Origin of the sequence: Mesorhizobium sp. YR577, assembly GCF_900116595.1 — a bacterium.
Taxonomy (GTDB): domain Bacteria; phylum Pseudomonadota; class Alphaproteobacteria; order Rhizobiales; family Rhizobiaceae; genus Mesorhizobium_M.
On the sequence record NZ_FPBI01000038.1, the window covers coordinates 1 to 18,019 of the forward strand.

Annotated in this window: 16 protein-coding genes and 2 pseudogenes; 2 read left to right on the forward strand and 16 right to left on the reverse strand. The window is 58.2% G+C overall.

From position 1 onward, the window contains the following. A partial coding sequence (locus BM413_RS30185; RefSeq protein ID WP_244538111.1) for a sensor histidine kinase occupies window positions 1-2,000 on the reverse strand: 2,000 nt, incomplete at its 3' end. Window positions 2,001-2,424: 424 nt separating this feature from the next. Here BM413_RS30185 and BM413_RS30190 point away from each other — a divergent pair. Continuing rightward, window positions 2,425-3,642, forward strand: a complete 1,218-nt coding sequence (locus tag BM413_RS30190) for an alpha/beta hydrolase (RefSeq protein ID WP_244538112.1) — start codon at window positions 2,425-2,427, stop codon at window positions 3,640-3,642. A gap of 43 nt (window positions 3,643-3,685) precedes the next feature. On the opposite strand, the pseudogene BM413_RS30195 reads toward BM413_RS30190, so the two are convergent. The 15 genes and pseudogenes from BM413_RS30195 to BM413_RS30265 all read right to left on the reverse strand — a co-directional run. Beyond that, window positions 3,686-4,042, reverse strand: a pseudogene (locus tag BM413_RS30195) (hypothetical protein); the annotation flags it as partial. 328 nt (window positions 4,043-4,370) lie between these two features. Beyond that, window positions 4,371-4,706, reverse strand: a complete 336-nt coding sequence (locus BM413_RS30200) for a hypothetical protein (protein ID WP_091918550.1) — start codon at window positions 4,704-4,706, stop codon at window positions 4,371-4,373. Further along, a complete protein-coding gene (locus tag BM413_RS30205) occupies window positions 4,703-5,032 on the reverse strand; it encodes a hypothetical protein (RefSeq protein WP_091918551.1) in 330 nt (109 codons plus the stop codon). Before BM413_RS30205 ends, BM413_RS30200 begins: the two co-directional genes overlap by 4 nt. A 17-nt stretch (window positions 5,033-5,049) precedes the next feature. Further along, the gene (locus BM413_RS30210; protein WP_244538113.1) at window positions 5,050-5,787 is read right to left on the reverse strand and encodes a DUF2092 domain-containing protein; all 738 of its coding nucleotides are present in this window, start codon (window positions 5,785-5,787) and stop codon (window positions 5,050-5,052) included. A gap of 110 nt (window positions 5,788-5,897) precedes the next feature. After that, complete coding sequence (locus tag BM413_RS30215; protein ID WP_091918553.1) at window positions 5,898-7,361, reverse strand: DUF1254 domain-containing protein; 1,464 nt, start codon at window positions 7,359-7,361, stop codon at window positions 5,898-5,900. Window positions 7,362-7,448: 87 nt separating this feature from the next. Continuing rightward, on the reverse strand, window positions 7,449-8,984 hold the full coding sequence (locus BM413_RS30220) for a DUF1254 domain-containing protein (protein ID WP_091918554.1): 1,536 nt from the start codon (window positions 8,982-8,984) through the stop codon (window positions 7,449-7,451). 27 nt (window positions 8,985-9,011) lie between these two features. After that, the gene (locus BM413_RS30225) at window positions 9,012-10,424 is read right to left on the reverse strand and encodes a DUF1254 domain-containing protein (protein WP_091918555.1); all 1,413 of its coding nucleotides are present in this window, start codon (window positions 10,422-10,424) and stop codon (window positions 9,012-9,014) included. A 69-nt stretch (window positions 10,425-10,493) separates the two neighbouring features. Continuing rightward, a complete protein-coding gene (locus BM413_RS30230) occupies window positions 10,494-11,243 on the reverse strand; it encodes a hypothetical protein (protein ID WP_244538114.1) in 750 nt (249 codons plus the stop codon). A 126-nt stretch (window positions 11,244-11,369) separates the two neighbouring features. Next, the gene (locus BM413_RS30235; RefSeq protein WP_175544504.1) at window positions 11,370-11,744 is read right to left on the reverse strand and encodes a response regulator transcription factor; all 375 of its coding nucleotides are present in this window, start codon (window positions 11,742-11,744) and stop codon (window positions 11,370-11,372) included. A gap of 81 nt (window positions 11,745-11,825) precedes the next feature. Beyond that, the gene (locus BM413_RS30240) at window positions 11,826-12,458 is read right to left on the reverse strand and encodes a response regulator transcription factor (RefSeq protein ID WP_091918558.1); all 633 of its coding nucleotides are present in this window, start codon (window positions 12,456-12,458) and stop codon (window positions 11,826-11,828) included. After that, on the reverse strand, window positions 12,455-14,722 hold the full coding sequence (locus BM413_RS30245) for an ATP-binding protein (RefSeq protein WP_091918559.1): 2,268 nt from the start codon (window positions 14,720-14,722) through the stop codon (window positions 12,455-12,457). The genes BM413_RS30240 and BM413_RS30245 overlap by 4 nt, the downstream gene beginning before the upstream one ends. Before the next feature lie 420 nt (window positions 14,723-15,142). Continuing rightward, window positions 15,143-15,760 carry an IS66 family insertion sequence element accessory protein TnpB gene (gene tnpB / locus BM413_RS30250; protein ID WP_091918560.1) on the reverse strand — a complete coding sequence of 206 codons (618 nt, stop codon included), beginning with the start codon at window positions 15,758-15,760 and terminating at the stop codon, window positions 15,143-15,145. After that, window positions 15,741-16,092, reverse strand: a pseudogene (locus BM413_RS30255) (IS66 family insertion sequence element accessory protein TnpB). The gene tnpB and the pseudogene BM413_RS30255 overlap by 20 nt, the downstream one beginning before the upstream one ends. A 591-nt stretch (window positions 16,093-16,683) precedes the next feature. After that, on the reverse strand, window positions 16,684-16,992 hold the full coding sequence (locus BM413_RS30260; RefSeq protein WP_091918561.1) for a hypothetical protein: 309 nt from the start codon (window positions 16,990-16,992) through the stop codon (window positions 16,684-16,686). 118 nt (window positions 16,993-17,110) lie between these two features. Then, window positions 17,111-17,344, reverse strand: coding sequence for a helix-turn-helix domain-containing protein (locus BM413_RS30265; protein ID WP_091918583.1), 234 nt, complete (start codon window positions 17,342-17,344; stop codon window positions 17,111-17,113). A gap of 140 nt (window positions 17,345-17,484) precedes the next feature. On the opposite strand from BM413_RS30265, the gene BM413_RS30270 reads away from it, so the two are divergent. After that, window positions 17,485-17,994: a hypothetical protein gene (locus BM413_RS30270; protein ID WP_091918562.1), complete on the forward strand. Its 510-nt coding sequence runs from the start codon at window positions 17,485-17,487 to the stop codon at window positions 17,992-17,994. Window positions 17,995-18,019: the final 25 nt, after the last annotated feature.

Sequence of the window (18,019 nt, forward strand, 5' to 3'; positions counted from 1 at the left end):
GGCAGCCCAAGTCCAAGGCCGAGCGATTTGGTCGTGAAGAATGGCTGGTAAAGTTCCTTGATCGCTTCGGCCGGGATGCCGTCACCGGAATCGACAACACTGATCCGAAGCAGGGCATCGCGCCGTTCGCTTTTGATGAGCAGAAGGCGATCCTTGGCGGGTTTTCCATTCATCGCCTCACAGGCATTCATGATCAGGTTGAGAAGAACCTGTTGAATCTGGACGGGGTCGGCGTCGATTTCCGGAAGATCGGCAGCAAGCCGTTTGGAAACGGGGACGCCCTTCAGGATGAGGTCGCTGTGGCAGATCGCCAGGCTGACCGTGATAAGCTCGTTGATCTGGACGCGGGTTCTAGTGGCGCTGTCCTTCTTGAGCAGCGAACGCAAATGCTGGATGACATGGCCAGCCCGTTTGTCGTCGTCGACAATATCCTGAAGGATCAGCCCGATCTCGACTGCATCGACCGGGTCGCGCGAGATCAACCGCACAGCTGCCTGTGCATTGCTTAAGATAGCGGTCAGCGGCTGATTGAGTTCATGTGCAAGCGCGCCTGACAACGCCCCTACCACGGACACTCTCGTGAGGTGGGTGAGTTCCCGGCGATGCTGCAGAACCTCGGCTTCGCCCCGCTTGCGCTCAGTTATGTCCATGACGACGCCAAGGATATGGTCACGCGGCCCATTGTCCTTATGGCCGCCTTTGGCCAGAGCCCGGCTCAGAATCCAACGCTCGCTGCCGTCCGGCAGGTCGATTGGATATTCAGCAACGCATGGCAACCCCGATGCCAGGGCGTCGGCCATGCGTTTCAGGGCGATCGGCCGATCGTCCACTCTCAAGCGGCCTATGAACTCATCGCGCGTCAACGAGGCGCGGCCGTCCAGCATGAGCAGTTCCTTGCAGCGTTCCGAAGTCCAGACCGTGTTTGACTTCGCATTCCAGTTCCACAATCCGATGTCGGCGCTCGTGACGGCCAGTTCCATGCGTTCCTTGCTCTCGGCAGCCAGCTGGCTCGCCAGCTTGCGGCTGCGTATTCCGCCGAGGATAAGCAGGGCCGACTGCAGAAGCAGAACCGCCGCAAAAGCCAGTATGTAGGACTTGTACTGGTCCCAGACCGAGGGTTCCCTGAATCGAATCTCCGTGCTCTGCGGCAGGTTCGCGGCGTCCAACCGCCAGCGCGACATCTGACGCCAGTCGACAACGAACTTATGCGTTTCGGCTTCGCGTATGGCGCCGCCAGTTGGTTGCTCCCCTGCCAGAATCTTCTGAACCAGCGAGCCAACGGCGAGGCCGACTGCATCGAAGGTATCCATATAACCGCCGACAATGCCTTGCCCGATGTAGGTGTCGTACACCGAATAGACCGGCGCGTTCGCAGCCGAAGCAATCTTGCCTGCGACCTCGCGGGGCACGAACGTCCGACCGGTACCATCCTCGAACATTGAGAGGTGAATGACGATCGAATCCGGTGGCACGGCTGAAACTCTTTCAAGAACGCTCTCCAACGGCAATCCCGCAAGAAAGGTAAGCGACAAGCGGGGCTCGAAAGATGCGAGTTTGGTTCGCGCAATTGCCTCCCAGGATTTGTCGAACGCGGCCGATCCGGTAATTACGTAGCCTTGCCGGGCCTTCGGCTGCAAATCCAACGCCAGTTCGAGTGTTTCCGCCGGATTGAGCTTGCTGACGATGCCTAAACTATCGGGCGGAAGAACCAGATCGCCGGCGCGTTCTTCCCGTATCCCGGCAAAGACCAGCTTGGCAGCAGGGAAAAGCTTCGCCTTGTGCTGGAGAGAAAAGTCCAGGGCCGTCGGGCCGACTGCAACGATTACGTCGACTGTGCGGCCCGAATATTTCTTCTCCAAAAGCGATGCCATCGTCTCGAGGTGAGCCGGCCCGGGAAACCGGGCAGCGTCGAGATATTCCTCGTATAGATCCGGGCCGCCGTTTTCATTCGGATGCAGGATGGCTCGAAATCCGCGGCGGATAGCTTCGGTTGCGGGCAATCCCGTATCGCTTGAATAGAGGACGACAACTATGGACTTCGGCTCTGCACTCACGGCGACCGAACTGGAAATTAGCCAGTAAATAACTGAGAATAGGCACCCCAAAATGTAGAATTTGCGCCATCGGGGGGTCATTGCGATTCACGTCCGACGTATCGACACATGGCTTATCCCAAAATTCGGGCATTCAAGCAGCCTGAAACTCATCGGCCACTCAAGATTTACATCGCAAAATTCGACGCCAGCGCTCGGTAAAAAATAGAGAATAGACCAAAACTTATATAAACAAAACCGCCTGCTTACCTTGATATATACGAATTAAGGTTAAACAAATACAACCTCTGGTTACTAGAGATTTGAGGCGAGGAATGCGCTGATTGCGATCGATATTCCGTCACGATCAAATGACCGGAAAATGGTGAGGATGATGCGCAGAGCCTCCACCGGCGTTCACGCCCTCTGCATTGGCCTGATGCTGACAGCCTGTGCCGGCCGCCCTGAAGGTGTGCTCAAACCCGTTACATCAGGCAGTCTTTCGCCGGCTGCATCGACCGTCACGATGCTGGTCGCCACCAGCAGAAAGCCATCGGGCGATCCCGGCACGCTGTTTTCAGGTGAACGCAGCCCGATGCTCTCACTGACCGACATCGCCATTTCGATACCACCTGGACGTGCATCCGGCACGGTGCAATGGCCCAGGAAACTTCCCGCCGATCCTGCCAAGGACTTCGCGGTGATCCGGGCTCGTAGCCTTTCGATACCGGAGGCGCGCACATGGCTTCATGCTTACGACAATGACGGCCATGTGCTGGTCTTCGTGCATGGGTTCAACAATCGGTACGAAGACTCGGTTTTCCGCTTCGGACAGATCGTCCACGATTCCGGCGCCAAGGTCGCGCCGATCCTCTTCACCTGGCCATCGCGCGCCAGCGTATTCGACTACAATTACGATAAGGAAAGCACCAATTTTTCGCGAACAGCACTCGAACGCTCGCTAAAAGCGCTGGTCGACGATGCGTCGGTAAAGGATGTGACCGTCATGGCGCACTCCATGGGTACCTGGCTGGCCATGGAGTCTCTGAGACAACTGGCTATCCGCGAAGGGCGCATACCCGCCAAGATCCACAATGTCATCCTCGCCTCTCCCGATCTCGATGTCGACGTCTTCGCGCGACAATGGACGGAACTTGGACCTGAAAAGCCCAAATTCACGATCTTCGTTTCACAAGATGATCGGGCGCTCGCGGTGTCGCGCATGATCTCCGGTGATGTCGCCCGAGTGGGCCAGATAGACCCTTCCAAGGAACCCTACCGCGGCAAGCTGGAGCAAGCAGGCATCACGGTGATCGACCTCACCAAGGTCAAGACCGAGGATAACCTGCACCACGGCAAGTTTGCGGAGAGCCCCGAGATCGTGCAGCTCATCGGCTCCCGGCTGATCGGCGGCCAGAAACTTACGGATTCGAATGTCAGCCTGGGCGAAAGCATCGGCGCAGTCGTTGCCGGAACGGTCAACACCGTCGGGAAGGTCGCCGCGACAACCGTGAGTACGCCGATCACAATGATCGAAGGTCGCAGCCGGCCTGCAGAGTCGAGTGAAATCGGGACGATCCTTAAAGAAGGTCCTGAAGAACAACCGTGACTATCAGTTTTTTGGGCCAACCGCGGTAGAGGTTGCTCCGGTCGTCCTGCATGATCGAATAACCGACGCCGGGGAGTCCGGCAAATGTCTCTGAGGTGACGTCGACGCTATCGGCGATCACGCCGGCAGGCGTATCGCCGCCGCTCGACAGCTTGGTGTACATGACATCGCCGAAGATACTGAAGCGATCATAGCGAGCTTCGCCGATTGCCATGGCCGCGAAATCCAGAACTTTCAGAATATCTCCAAAGTCCTGACTGATATGAACTGTGGCTGGCGCGCCGAATTGCGGGATGTCCCCGGACATACCGGCCGCCCAGAAATACGGGCTCACCGCGAACGTCCAGCCATTTGCCCCGCCCCGTTCAGCTTCCGGCGACGTGGGCGGGCGCCGCGACAAGGAGAACGGCAGTGACGATCGTTGCCATCCAGATTGAATTTCGCATCGGAGTCTCCTGGGAATGATCACGTCCACAAACGATGACGAGTGGCTGTCGCCTAAATTCGAAAAGCAGAGCCTTCCTGTGTCTCGGCGATTTGGTCAAAGTGGGCTTTGATCGGCAGGTAGTCCTCGATAGCCGAGGCCTGAAACGTAATCCGATCGGTCGCCCTGTTGATCAGAAACGCCGCCGACCAGACTCCGATCAAGAAACCCGTGTGATCGCGCAGTTCAATGGTGTGGCCGACGAGGTCGCGGACATCGAGCCCCGCCTTGTCCTTGCTGGCGTTTACTTCGAGGCAGACAGACCATTCTCGTAAAAGCGCCAGATCGCCAGATGTAGCGCGCAGTGATCGACACTCTGATCGCTCGACCAGGCGAATTGCATCCAGCGCAAAGCCTTCGCCTCAAGCGTGCCTTCCCCCTTTGTTGCGGGGGCTGACGCTACATGAGCCGTTCGATTCTTTACGGGCAGGGTTACCTGCTGGCGGCCAATCGGAAGCCACGCTTCGCCGGAACCACCGCTCAGGAGCGCGTCGATCGCGCCCAGCCTACTTTTCGCAGCCTTCGGGTCTGGCGCCTTGCCGAACAACGGTTTCGACAGCAGAGATACGAGTGCGTTCATTCTATGATGATTTGGACATATACGCCGCCCTCGCGCGCGTAATAGACCGCTCCGCAACGATAGTAATAAGCACCGTAGTAAGGTCCATAGACACAGCCGGCCGGGAGCGTGCTCAAGCGCACTGCTGTTCTTCGAACCGTGCGGCGGGCCGTGCGGCGCGCGACGCCGGCATAGGAGAGTGGCGTCAGCGGATGTCCGATCCGCGCCTCTGCCGGCGTTGCGAAGCCGAAATAGACATCCGTCGGAAGTGTTCCGTCCGCACCAACTTCACCGAACAGGAAAGCGGAAAAGAGAATGAAAGCAGATATCTTTCGCAAGTTTGACATATCACGGCTCCCTCTGTTCATTCTGTCGGGCTTGGTAGCTCGTCGATCAGTCCGAGCTCACTCAAGTCGACTCTCTTGAGATTCTCCAGGGAGCCGGCGCTGAAGCTTTCAGAAGCTACAGCTCCGTCTTCCTTCCAGTCTCGGATGTCGACGGTGTATTGGGGCGCCTGTGCAACGTGTTTGCTGGTGACGACGTAACGCCGCGGGATTGGCTTATCACCCGCCTCGATCCAAATCTGCCAATCGATCTCGGGTGTGCGGAACGCCAGGTATTCGCATTCGACACCGTCGACATATGCGCTGGCGATATGCTTGGCGTCAGTGACCGAGTCCATGAGGAGGTTGAAGTTGTCCGCGGCAAGCAGATCCCCGCCTGGCGGCTCGATGCCGGCATTGGCCAGACGCCCGGCGAGGTCATCCAGACTGCCCTTTCCCTCGATCTGCGCGTAAGCGCCGAGGTTCTTGCCTTCGACGGTCAACGTCTCGCCGTCAAACAGCAGGTCGATATCCGAGAAGCCACCGGTGCGGGTGACATGTATCTTGTCGGGGCGATGGACTGCGACCGTGCCTGAGCTGACGAACTGCAGCTTTTCGAAATCCTTGGTGACGGCCTCGATACTCGATTGAAATTTGAAGGAGAACGTCTGCCGGGCAGCCATGTAGTCCGACATGGCCTGGAGGATTTGACGCGCATCGTCACCTTCGGCACGCGCGCCGCCGCTCAAACAAGCAAGCAGCGCAAGCGTGCTGGACAAGAGACGCAGGCGTATGGGGAATATAGTCGCGCTGTTGTGTTTCATTTTGGAGCCTCCGTCTGTCTTCCGTTTTGATAGGGCGCCGATCGCTCGGTCGCTTTTGCCGAAAGCTATTCTGCGACCGCCTCGATGTCGGGAAGTCCCCAAGATTTGTCGAAGTAAGGTTCCGTCGGTCCATAAAACCGAAACAGCGCGAACCACGCCTTGCTCGAGATGGTCGGAATCCAGTTCTTCTCGTGCCCGGCCGGGCTGGCCGGCCCCATGTAGAGATCGACGGAGCCATCGGCGTTCTTCACGATATCGGCTCGTGACGAGCGATCGACGATGCCATCCGGCGTATTGTCGAAGAAGGCACGCGTCTCGGTGTCGTAAACCGTCAGGGACCAGAACAGCTTTGCGGGCACGTCGGCCGGTACATGCAGCTTGTAGGTCTTGCCGCCATCAAGCCAGGCGCCATCCTTGTCATGGGCCGTGCCGAGATAGGCCTGTCCCACGCCCGGGGTTTTCGTCACCATCCCTCGGCTGGTTGTGACCGCCTGGTAGAAATAGGAAGTCCGCTCGTCGAGTGGCGCATAGGTGCCGACGTCCTGACCGGGATCGAAGGTGAAGAGATATTCCCAGCGGGCATCCGGTCGGTAACGCGCGTTCGGGTCACGATTGTCGAAGGCAAGTGACTGCGCCATCAACCCGCCCAACGTGGCGCCTTCCTCCAGAATTTTCTTCTGGCGCTCGTCCGGCGCGAAAGGCTTATCCTTTTCGATCCCGAGCGGCTTCAGCATGGCCATGTAGAAGCGATCGCGCTCCATGACGGGTTCACGCTGCAGGATGTCGTTCAGCCGCTCCCAATAGGCGAGGCCGGTCGGCGGAACTTGTGTCCAAGGCCGGCCATCTGGGCGGACGAATCGTGTTTCGGTGGGGTTGTCCCGGTCGGCGTAGGAGTACATGCGAAACTTCGCGATCAGATCCTTGGCCTTGTCCGGATCCGGGTCGAGGACACGGAAGGCCATCAGGATGTTGAATGTCGGCGACTGGACGACACGATACCCATCTGCCTGTGGAACCTCCTGTCCGGGGCCGACAATCAGATATTTGCCGCCTTCGCCCTTGTCGGGACCTGTTTCGCCCATGTCCGTGACTGGGCGCTGCCAGAAGTCGCCGACACCGCCGGCTGTCGCGCCGGCAGGATAGTCGACGACAAGGGGGCCGGTTTTGGAGAGGTCCGGCAGTCCTAGAATATAGGGGGTCGTGGCGTTCGCGGTCAGGATACCCAGCTTGTCCTTGACGCTCTCATAGACGACCATGTCTGTCTCACTGGCCCCGAAGACACGACGATGGGCGTCCTGCCAGCCGGCGAACCCGACGATCGGCAGTGCCCACAGATAGGCCTGGCTCGCGCGTTGGAAATCCATCTCATCGTAGAGCTTGGCGACGGTTGCCGCATTGGCGGGCAGCCCGAATTGCAACTCCACAGGACCGATGTGGGTGTCGACGGTTTCAGCATGGGTCGCTGCCGCCGTGCCGACGATTGCAAGAAAAGCAACGCGGGCAACAATTTTACCGAGAGTATCTGTCATTGGTCTATCCTCGTTTGGCGTGGGCGGCACATGTGCGCCGATCAAACAGACTGCGGCCGATCACGGAGCCGTCCATCGCGACTGCCCTCATTGCTCCGCCTGCACGATGTCGTCCGGCGTCCATGACCGGTCGAACCAGGGCTGCAATGGACCGTAGAGGCGGAACATCGCGAACCAGCCTTTGCCCGGAACAGTCCTGATCCAGTTGCTTTCCTTACCGGTTGGCGGGTTTGGGCCGAAATAGATGTCTATCGAGCCGTCGCTGTTGGACTGGATGGCCTTGTCGTAGGAGTTCTTACCGGCCACCTTCTGGCCGTTCGCCAGGATCGCGCGCGACCAGTTGTCGTAGGCAAGGATCGACCAGAAGTTCTTGGCCGGTGGGTTCGGCGAGATGTGAAAGCGATAGCTGTTCTCGCCCAGAAGCCATTCTCCCTGGGCGTCGTGGTATGTCCACGCATACTGTGAGCCTGTCCCAGGCACTGGCGCGTTCATCGCCTTGGCCGCTCCAGTGGCGAACCAGGACATGTAAACCATCTCGTCGATCAACGTGTGGACGCCGTCCGTGAAGGTGGGGTAGCCTGCGATACCCGCCATCCAATGCGAACCCTGCTTGACCGGGATCGGCGCCCGAGGGGCGTAGCTGATCGCCTGGGCCATGAAGCTGCCGTCGCGGGCGGCATCCGAAAGGATCGCTTTTAGGCGATCGTCGGGCGCGAACGGTTTTCCCTTCTCGATGCCAATTGCCTTCATCATGCCGGCGGCATCCGGATCGATCGCATGGTCGTCTTCGCGATTGACCAAGTCCGCGAGCATCTCGAAATAGCGGATGTCGTTCGGCGCCGTGGAATCGAACGTCTTGCCTGTCGCATCGACAAACGACATCGCGGGCGGGGCATCCTTGCTGGCAAGCGGATAGAACCGTATCTGCTTCAGCAATACTTCCGCCGGCGCCGCATCGCCAGAGGGATCGAGAAGCGCGCGGATAAGAACCCATCCGCCATAGGTCTGCATGGGCACGACATAGTAGCCGGATGTCGGCAGGTCGCCCGAATAGCCGGGTGGAACGAACAGGTATTTTCCGCCCTTCCCCTGGTCCGGACCGCCGGGTCCGATGTCCTCGACCGGCCGCATCCACATGTCGTTGACCAGTCCGAGAACGCCGGGGGGCGCTTCGACGACCGTCGGTCCATCCTTGTCGAGCGCCAGAAACGTCGTGCCGTAGAGTGTCTCCGCATTGGGCGTCAGCATCAGGGAATGGGCGTCTGCCCGGAAGATTGCGAATTTCGAGACCGCATCCACGCCAAGGTCACGCGCGAGCCCAAGCCGGAATGTGTACATGCTGAGCGCAGGCACGTTCCTGAGCATGACCTGTGTGGCGCGCTGGTAGTCGAGTTCGTCGTAGAGACGCTGGACTGTATCGGCTGAAGGATACCCATCCTTGAAGAACAGCTTTCCAAGGAAGCGCGACTCCACCTCGGCGGGCGGCGGCACAGGAGTGGTGACGGTTGGAATATCCGTCGGGCCGTCAAGTGCCGGTGCCGTGCCCTGACCCTGAGCAATTCCACCGATGCCAACGGTGGCGAGAAGCGACGCGGCAAAGACAAATCGGTTGCGTACACTCATTCCTGACGTCCTCAGTTGAAGCACATGCTAGTTAGCCGCTGTCAGCGGCGGCACGGCCCACGCGTCGGAGATCGCTTCGGGTTTCGGCTCATAAAGCCGCAGCACGAGGAAAAACGGCCCGGCTGGAGCTGGCAGCCAGTTGGCTTCCTTATCGGCGCCGGGTGAATCGTGCTGCATATAGAGCGTAAGGCCGCCGTCGGGATCGGTCTTCAACTGCGGCAGCATCGGCGAATTGATCAGATAGCGGTTCAGGGAATTGTCGACGAGAAGCTGCGTCTTGCCGTCATACATGGTCATCGACCAGAACGCGTCGACCGGCGGCAGCTTGTCCTTTTCGAATTTCAGCGCGTAACGCTTGCCTGCTCCATCGAGCGGGGCACCACCGGCATCGACGAAATAGCCATGGTAGATCGCCTCTTCGCCGGAGTTGCCAAAAATGCCAAGCTTGGCGGCCGCATAGCGGTAGAGATAGTTGTTGTTCAGATGCTCGCGCGTGCCGAACATGTCAGCGGTGCTGACTTTGCGGGTGTCGACTTCATCCCGTTTGAAATCCTCGAAAGCCTTCTCCCCATCCGCGATGCCGTCCTGGAGTTCCTTGAGCCTGTCAGCCGGGAGCGTCTTTTCATCAAAAGACTTGCCCGCCCCGATGCCGATCATGGCGAAACGTGCCAGCAACTCCGTCTCGCTAGCATTGGCTGGCGCAAGCGTGAGCAGGAAATTGAGGTAGCGGAACATCGCCGGTGTCGACGTCATCGTCGCAAGATCGGGCGCAGGCCAGTCCACAGCAGGTGCGGGCGTTGGCGCGGGCTGGCCAAGGAAGCTGCTCAGCGTCGCGACCTTGTAGCCCGCCTGGATGCGCTTGACATTGTCGATGTCGTCCGGCCCCAGCAATTGGGTGCGGTAGAGCCCATAGGCGATGTCGGTCTCGCAGCGCACCACCTGGTCTACGTTGGCTGGCTTCTCGCCGTTCCAGCCCGGCCCGGCAATCAGGAAATTGCCACCCTTGCTGCCGGTCGTGCGCTTGCCGAGATAGGCGAAGTTGAAGGTATAGAGATCGATCAGCTGGACGGAGTAGTAGCGCGTCGGCTCGACTTCGGGCAGTGTGAGCACGATCGGCTCGGCCCGCAAATCCATCCAGACGAACGAATAGGGCGTATCGGAATTCGGCGTGACGATCGCCGTGTCCTTCGGCGTGAAGACCTGGGCGGTGTTGCCGATCTGGTTGAAAGCCGCCTTGTAGTTCGGCCCGCCTTGATCCACTGCCTGGGCGTACAGCGTCTTGTAGCTCTCCACCATAGGGAAGGCATAGATGAAGGCTTCCTTGGCTATGGTTCGAGCATCAGCCGAATCTGCCTGCTGCGCCAGGACGGTCGACGTCAGCGCAGATGTGCTGGCGAGTGACGCCAGCAGGGCGACGGCTTCTCTACGCGTGACTATCATAATTTGTCCTCCATGCTTTCCGTGCGTCCAAGGTATTTTTGTGCTTTCGTTGAATATGCGCGCGCCCCGCTATTTCCCGATGGCGAACTGAAAATTGACGCCCGCGAAAATCTGCCATTCGGGCTGGCCGGCACCATGGCTGAAAACCGTGTATTGCGGTTCGATGAAGGCGTTCATCGTGACCTTGTCACTGACGGGAATGACCTTGCCGACACCGAAACCGACCGGGATCGAGTAGTTGCCGCTTTCGAGGTCGAAGTTCCAGGTCGCGCTGGAGCGCAGGTAGAAGCCGTCGGAAAGGTTGTAGTTGACGATTGGCTGGAACGTTGCCAGCGAGACATCCTCGCGGTCGCTTTCTCCGGCAAAGGATGTCTGGTAGGTAGCGAGGCCGCCGATCAGACCCCAGCTTTGCGGTGCGATGGCCAGCCCTACGACGCCTGCCTGCCATTTGCCGGCACCCAGGGCATCGTCGGTGGCGGTTGGCAGAACGACGAGCGGACCCGCGCCGAACGAGACCTCTTTTCCGGGAAACACAAAGATGTCCATCAGGGTCAGATCACCCAGACCGGTCACATACCCGTCCGGAAACTCCGGCGCGGTGGCGACAGGCAGGGTGAAGCGGACAAGTTGCGGTGCGCCGAAAAGGTCTGACGGGATCAGCCCACGCAGCAGGAACTGGTTGGCGTAGCGGTTGGGAAGATCGGTGAGCTCGGGAACATAATAGTCGTGGAGGTTGATCGTGATCTTTGGTGTCAGCGGATTGTTGGCTGCGTTTACGTCCTCGTGCTCCTGGGCCGTTGCGCTTGTGGCTATTCCCATCGCAAACACCATCGAGAACAAAACTTGCCTGCCGCAAATCATCCACGATCCTCCTTCTGGTGCGCAACTCGCACGCACATATCTTCTGACGATGATTTGCGCGGGCCAAGCTGGACCTTGGTCCATTCAAGTCCGCTGCGTTCGGTTCCCGGCAACGGTACGTTGGATTGTTTCAAGCAGGAGCCTAATATCGATAGGCTTGGCGAAACATGCGATCGCACCTGCTTCGAGCGTGCGTTTGACGAAACTGGAATCTTCGTTGGCTGTAATGATTATAACGGGCGTCGAGAACCCGGCTTCCCGAAGCGCGAGTTGCACGTCGAGGCCGTTCATCCCCGGCATCTGAAGATCAAGCATCAGGCAATCAGGGATTTGTTCCGTCAGCGAGTCCAAAAACTCGGCGCCGGAGGCAAAGGTTGACGTTTCAACCTCTTCGGTGGCCAGGACGCGCGCCAGCGCCTTTCTCACCGAAGGATCATCGTCAACAATAGCGACCTTCACGAGACCTCCACGTGCTAGCCTATCACTATGACATGCGCCGGGAGCGTTGGTAGTCGGCCTTTGGTCCACTCATCAGCATGACTATCGACCAAGCGGCAGATCCAGGCCGAGCCGGTTCGACAGCCGGACAAGCTCGGCGAGAGAGCGAACTTTCATCTTGGACATGACGCGACCTCGATGAAGTTTGATTGTCTTCTCTGCGATACCGAGATCAGCGGCAATCTGCTTGTTGAGCCTGCCAGCGACGACATGGGAGAGAACTTCCCGTTCGCGCATGGTCAACAACGAGTAGCGGCCCATGAGATCGGTACGTTCCATCCAATCAGCGCGAGAGGAACGATCCTGCTCAATCGCCGCCGCCACTACATCGAGCAAAGTGGTTTCGTCGATCGGTTTGGTCAAAAAGTCGATCGCCCCTCCCTTCATGGCACGTACGCTCGTGGATATATCGCCCCGGCCCGTGACGAAGATTATGGGGCGGGCGGCACCATCGGAACCTTTCAATGCAGCCTGCAACTCAAGACCATTCAATCCAGGCATTGCCACGTCCACGATCGCGCAGCCGGGAAAATCGGGATCGTGCGCTTCCAGGAACGCACTTGGAGACGAGAACGTTCGGGTTTCATATCCTCTCGCGGCGAGCAGTCGTGCCAGCGCGGTCAAGACCGAGACGTCATCGTCGATCACGAAAACAGTTGGCTTCGGCATGCTCATTGATGGTCCGCCTTGTGGGCAGGGATCGAGAATGTGATAGTCGCACCGCGGTTAGGATTGTTCGTCGCCCAGATGCGTCCGAGATGCGCCTCCACAATGGTTCGGCAGATCGACAGGCCGAGCCCAAGCCCGGTGTTTCGGGTCGTGACAAAAGGATCGAATATCCGATCAAGCATCAATGGGTCGATCCCCGCGCCTCGATCTGAAACCGCTATCTCGATGTCGTTCCCCGTGCTTCTGCTGGTAATCGTCATCCGCCGTTCGGCGTTCGCCACACCGGCGACGGCCTCGCATCCGTTCAGGATAAGGTTGATCAGGATCTGCTGGATTTGCACAGAATCCCCCTCAATTGGCGGCAACGATCGGGCAAGCCTCAGGTCGACGGCGACCCTTCGATCGATCAGCTCGCTTCGCAAGAGTTGCATCGTGTCCATCACGATCCGATTGACATCTGTGGTGGACCGGTCCGCACTCTCCTTCTTCAGAAGCGAGCGCAGGCGCTTAATAACCTTTCCCGCACGGTCATCGTCGGCGACGATGTCATCGAGGATTTCGCCAATACCCGCAAGGTCCGGCTTCTTGCCGCGGATAAGGTGGCGAGCGGCCTGCGCGTTGGCGAGGATCGCGGTAAGCGGCTGATTGAGTTCGTGCGCGAGCGCCCCTGACAATTCGCCGAGCATGGCTACGCGTGTGAGATGTGTCACTTCCTTCCGTCGCTCCCGCAGTTCCGCCTCGGCCCGGTGCAGTTCCGTAAGGTCCCGACCGACTGCCTGAATCTCGGCCACGCTTCCTTTACCGTCGAGAATCGCACGATCAGTCCAATGTTGCCAACCCACTTCGCCGTTCGGCCTTAGAACCTCGTGCTCGTATCTCTGCGTTTTGGCATCCTGCGTCAGCGCCTGCACCCGTTCAAACACCTCGGGGCGGGCCGCTTCAGGAATGAAGTCGGCGAACTTTGTACCGATCAGTTCTGCTCGGCTGCGCTGGAAATAGCTGCAATATGCGTCGTTGACGAAAGTCAGCGTGGTGTCCGGCAAATAGCGGCAGATGAGGTCCGATTGGGTTTCCACGACGTTTCGATATCTCTGCTCGCTTTCGCTCAGGTGCGTGGTCAGTTTGCGTCTGTGGCGCCGTTCGAGCAGCAAGGTCGATATAAGCAGGAACTGGACCGCAAGAACCGCGAGCGCCGCAAGCACGGCCGTACGATGCTCCTCCCATAGGCTGGGAGGCCGGTGGAGGATCTGCGTCCCCGCAGGCAGATTGGACGCGCTTAAACCCCATCGCTGTATCTGTCGCCAATCAACCATGAACTCACCGGCGGCACGCTTGTCGACTACGATATCTTTCGGCGGCGCCCCCTCGACGAGAAGCCGCGCGATGCGCCCCAGTTCCTCGCCTACAGTTTCGAAGTTCTGTGCGTAGGCACCGACCATGCCGGTTCCAATATAGCTGCCGTAGATTCCATAAACCGGCGCGGCTGATGCAGCTGCCGCACGGATGGCCGGGTCGCTTGGTATGATCTCTGTCCCCACACCGTTCTGGGAAATCGAAAGGTAGAGCACGATCGAGTTTGGGTCCGCGCGCGCGAGTGCAGCGTCAAGGTCGGCCTCGTCGAGCCCCGACAGATAGCGCAAGCTGACTTTCCCAGCGAACTGTTGCAGATCGCTGCGGGCAATTCCCTCCGCGATCTTGTCAAGAATGGATGTTCCGCTGACGACCAGCATTTTGCGGGCATCGGGCTGAAGGCTCAGTGCCAATTCGGCGGTCCTCGCAACGTCCAGACGAAAATCGACCCCGATGAAATTGGCCGGCAGCGCAACGTCGCCCATCTGATCGCGAATTCCGAGATAGACCACGGTCGCGCCGGGAAAGATCTGATTTCCGTATCGGATCGCAAGCGAAAGCGCAGGCAACCCGCTGACAATGGCGACGTCGATGTTCTTGTCGGCATAACGACGACGCAGATACTGGACCTTGCGGCTTTCCTCATCCGGACCGGGAAATCGCTTGGCATCGAGAAACTCGCTGTAGACTTCAGCGTTTCGGTCGTTCCCAAGCGTTTTGGTGATGCCCTCGTGTTCTTCCTGCCCCTCTTTCAGGAAGGCATGGTTGGAATAGAGCACCAGCACATTCTTCGAGGCAGCTTCTGCGTGCGTATCGGTGGCCATCAGATACCACAGCACCGCACCAGCACCGCACAAAATCCGCAGGTAGAACTTCTGGACAAACGTGAACGGCGCCAAGCGGCTTGTTGACAATCGCATGTGTGCCAGCTCCTTCTTGCAGCAATTCTAAAAATCCAAGCTTCCCAGTAACAAAAAGAAACAAAACAATTTACGCAGCGTTTCCTGCCGTATATCTGTCCCTTTAATGTTCATGGGCCAAGTTTGCCAATCTGAGAAAAACATCTCAAAGTGGAGTGGGCGAAGTGGCGCTCACGGAATTTTCCAACACCATCATCGTCCCGCCATCCTTCACGACATTATCCGGATACGTTCGACCACTTCGTCGATGACGAAACGAGGATGAAGAACCATAAGCGGTGGGTCGTCCAACAAGGTCAATGTTCTCGATGCTCAGCCGCGTTACGGCCTCGAACTGCTCGCGATCTGACAGCTATTCCGCCAGCGCTTTTCGGGCGCGCTTCAATGCACAGCCACGTGAGCTTCTCACCCTCAAGTCTTTCAATCATCCTCTATGTTCTCACCCAACAAGCTCTGGACAATGGCAGGCTCTGCCAACAAAGCCGCCCTGTTAAGCAGTCCCGCATCCTCCAGTTTTTTAAAGTCGGGCAGGTCGCGCAGCGTGTCGAGCCCGAACTCAAGCAGGAACGCTTTGGTCGTGATGTAGCTGTAGGCCGCTCCGCGCGTCGGGCTGCGCGGACCGGAGACGATCACGCCGGCGCCGCGCAAATGGCCGATCAGGTCGCGAGAGATCTCCTTGCCGAAGAACGACGACAGTTCGGCGCGAGTGATCGGCTGGCGGACCATCGCATCGATATCGATGCCGTCGAGGATCCAGTGCAATTGCTCGGTCGTTAGCGTCACGACCACCTCCTGGCGGCGCGGCCATCTGTACCTGTCCTCGGTCAGCCGCTTCAGGACCAGCACAAAGCCCGACCGATCGAAGAACAGGAGCTTCATCCGGTCGCGTCGGCGATTGCAGAACGCAAAAACCGCCGGAGCAAACGGGTCGAGCGCCATCGTCTCCTGAACCAGCACCGCAAGGCTGTTGATGCCGGCCCGGAAGTCGATCGGCTCGCGGCGCAGGTAGACTTTCAGATCAGCGCCCAGTGTGAACATGACCGAGCGCTCCGATTACGGCTGCCAACGCATCCACATCGCCGCATTCCAGCGCCAGCTTCACGCCGTTCGGCAGCGATGCGTTCACCTTGGCTGGAGAGGAAAAAGGTGCAGCCCTTTTGGGTTCCGACCCACCTACTCATCACAAGTCGCAAGCAAATCCACCGCAGCCCTGCTGCTCTGTCGCAACAGGGCCAGATCGGCAGCACTCGATACCGACACGCCAAGCTCAAGGCAGCCGCGACAAGACGGTCCTTCGATGCGGGATCGTAGCGGCGTCGCCCGTTCCGACCGACAAGTCTCACCCGCAGTTTCTGCTCATCTTCTTCCATCACAAGGTGTCCACCTATTTTGGTGGACACCTCATGCATCAGACCACTCAACAGCAAAAGGTGCGGGAAATTCGCGCTTACCCTCCTCGCGGGTGAAGGTGTGCTGAACGACTGGACTTGCAGGGCTGCCGCGGTTGGGTTGTCGTTCAGCACATCTTCGATACAGTTTTGCAAATAGCCCAATAATTCATAGGCATTAATCGAATAGCTGTTCGGGTTGGATATACCGATGTCATTCCGCATATCGAGGATATGGGAGAGCTTTTTATAGGTAGTATCTGATATAAGTTCCCGTTTTCGGCATGTATGCAACAAGACGCTATCTTTGATAGAAGAAAGATCGTTTTCTGTAGAATAATACTCTCGCGCTTTGCTGACGCCTACTGCTGCGTCGAAGACTATATCGAGGCCATACACCGCAGCTTTCTTGCGAAGATTGATAACGACCTCATTCCAAACAGCGTTCAGAGAGTAATCGAAAAGCCGCACTCCCGCCCCGATAACGAATTTGGATAGATAGTGGGCATCTTTTTTCACCTCAGTAGGAAGCGCGTCGATCAGCCCGTGAATGTTGTCGCCTATGATTTTTCGCTAATTGATGTCGGCAATTATGTTTTCGGATGGCAACCCCATTTCCTTGAGGAAGGTAACAAGCATCTGTGCTTGCGGATCGATTAGTTCATTTGAACGCTTGACGATTATTTCAGCCATGCTGGCTCCCTCTCTAATCGATACTGTGAGAAATTCGATATCGCCCAAATTGATGAGTGGCAAGGCAAGATCCTCGCTTCGCCTCGGCACAACATTCGATTGCATCAGCAAGAGGGCAAGATGTCCATTTGCGAGCAGCCCGAGGCACCGGAAACTACGAATTGCGGCGGTATGCGCCGGCATAGACATGTGATTTGCTGCCGTAATGTCAGGCCGCTTTGGGCCGAAAACGGTCGGAACCGGAAGCTCGCCGTGTTAAAGCATTACTGGCTTAAGACCGGTCTCTAACGGTGTCTTAAATGTGGGCTCAGGTGCTATTGGACCGGCGAGCAAACCGCACCCCTGCCCCTCCGCCGTTTTCGGGGATGAACTCGATGCCGGCCGCCTCAAGTGCGTGACGAATGGCGGTAAGATTGTTCGATATTGGAATTCGCGCACCTCTCTCAAAATCGGCGATAGTTTGGCGAGAAACGCTTGCCGCCTCGGCAAGCTGTTCTTGGCTCAAACCAAGCATGGCCCGAGCTCCGCGACATTGCTCAATGGTAAGACTAGATAATTTCAATTAAACAATCCGATTGACATCAATCAATTTGTATAAGAACGTTATGCGACTGACGGCCGAGAAGGTGCTGACACACCGACCCGACCTGACCAGACCTAAGCTGTTGTGGAGCTCGGATCATGGCTGATTCCGACAATACCATGACTTTGCCCTTCGTCACCTCCCGGTTGCGACGGAAGCGAAGTCCTGTGGATGAACGGCAAGCCGGCGCTTCGGACCGGCGTGTGAGCGAGCCCGCCGATGCGGCGGTGGCGCTGCTACATCAATGGCAGGAGGCGCATCATGTCGCCCACGTTCTTTGCCGGCTACAGCAGCGACGCGAGACCCGCCTTCTGAACGCGGTTGCGAGCCCGACGCAGGACCGGACCAGTCATTCGATGGCCCGCGCCCTGGAGATTGACGCCATGGATGCGGAACAGCGTCTGCTGGAAGCAGTCGCGACCACGCCTACGCACAGCCTCATCGGGGTGATGGCGAAGCTGGAGATGATCACCTGCTGCAGCGAAGCCGACGAGGACCCCTCCGCATTCCCCTGGCCGCAACTTCGCTCAGCGCTTGCGGATTTGAGGGACGTCGTGGCGAGCGACCCGCATTACGCAGCGTCCGCACAGGAAAGTCATAGCCAATAGCCCTCAACCGAATGCCCGGTCGTGC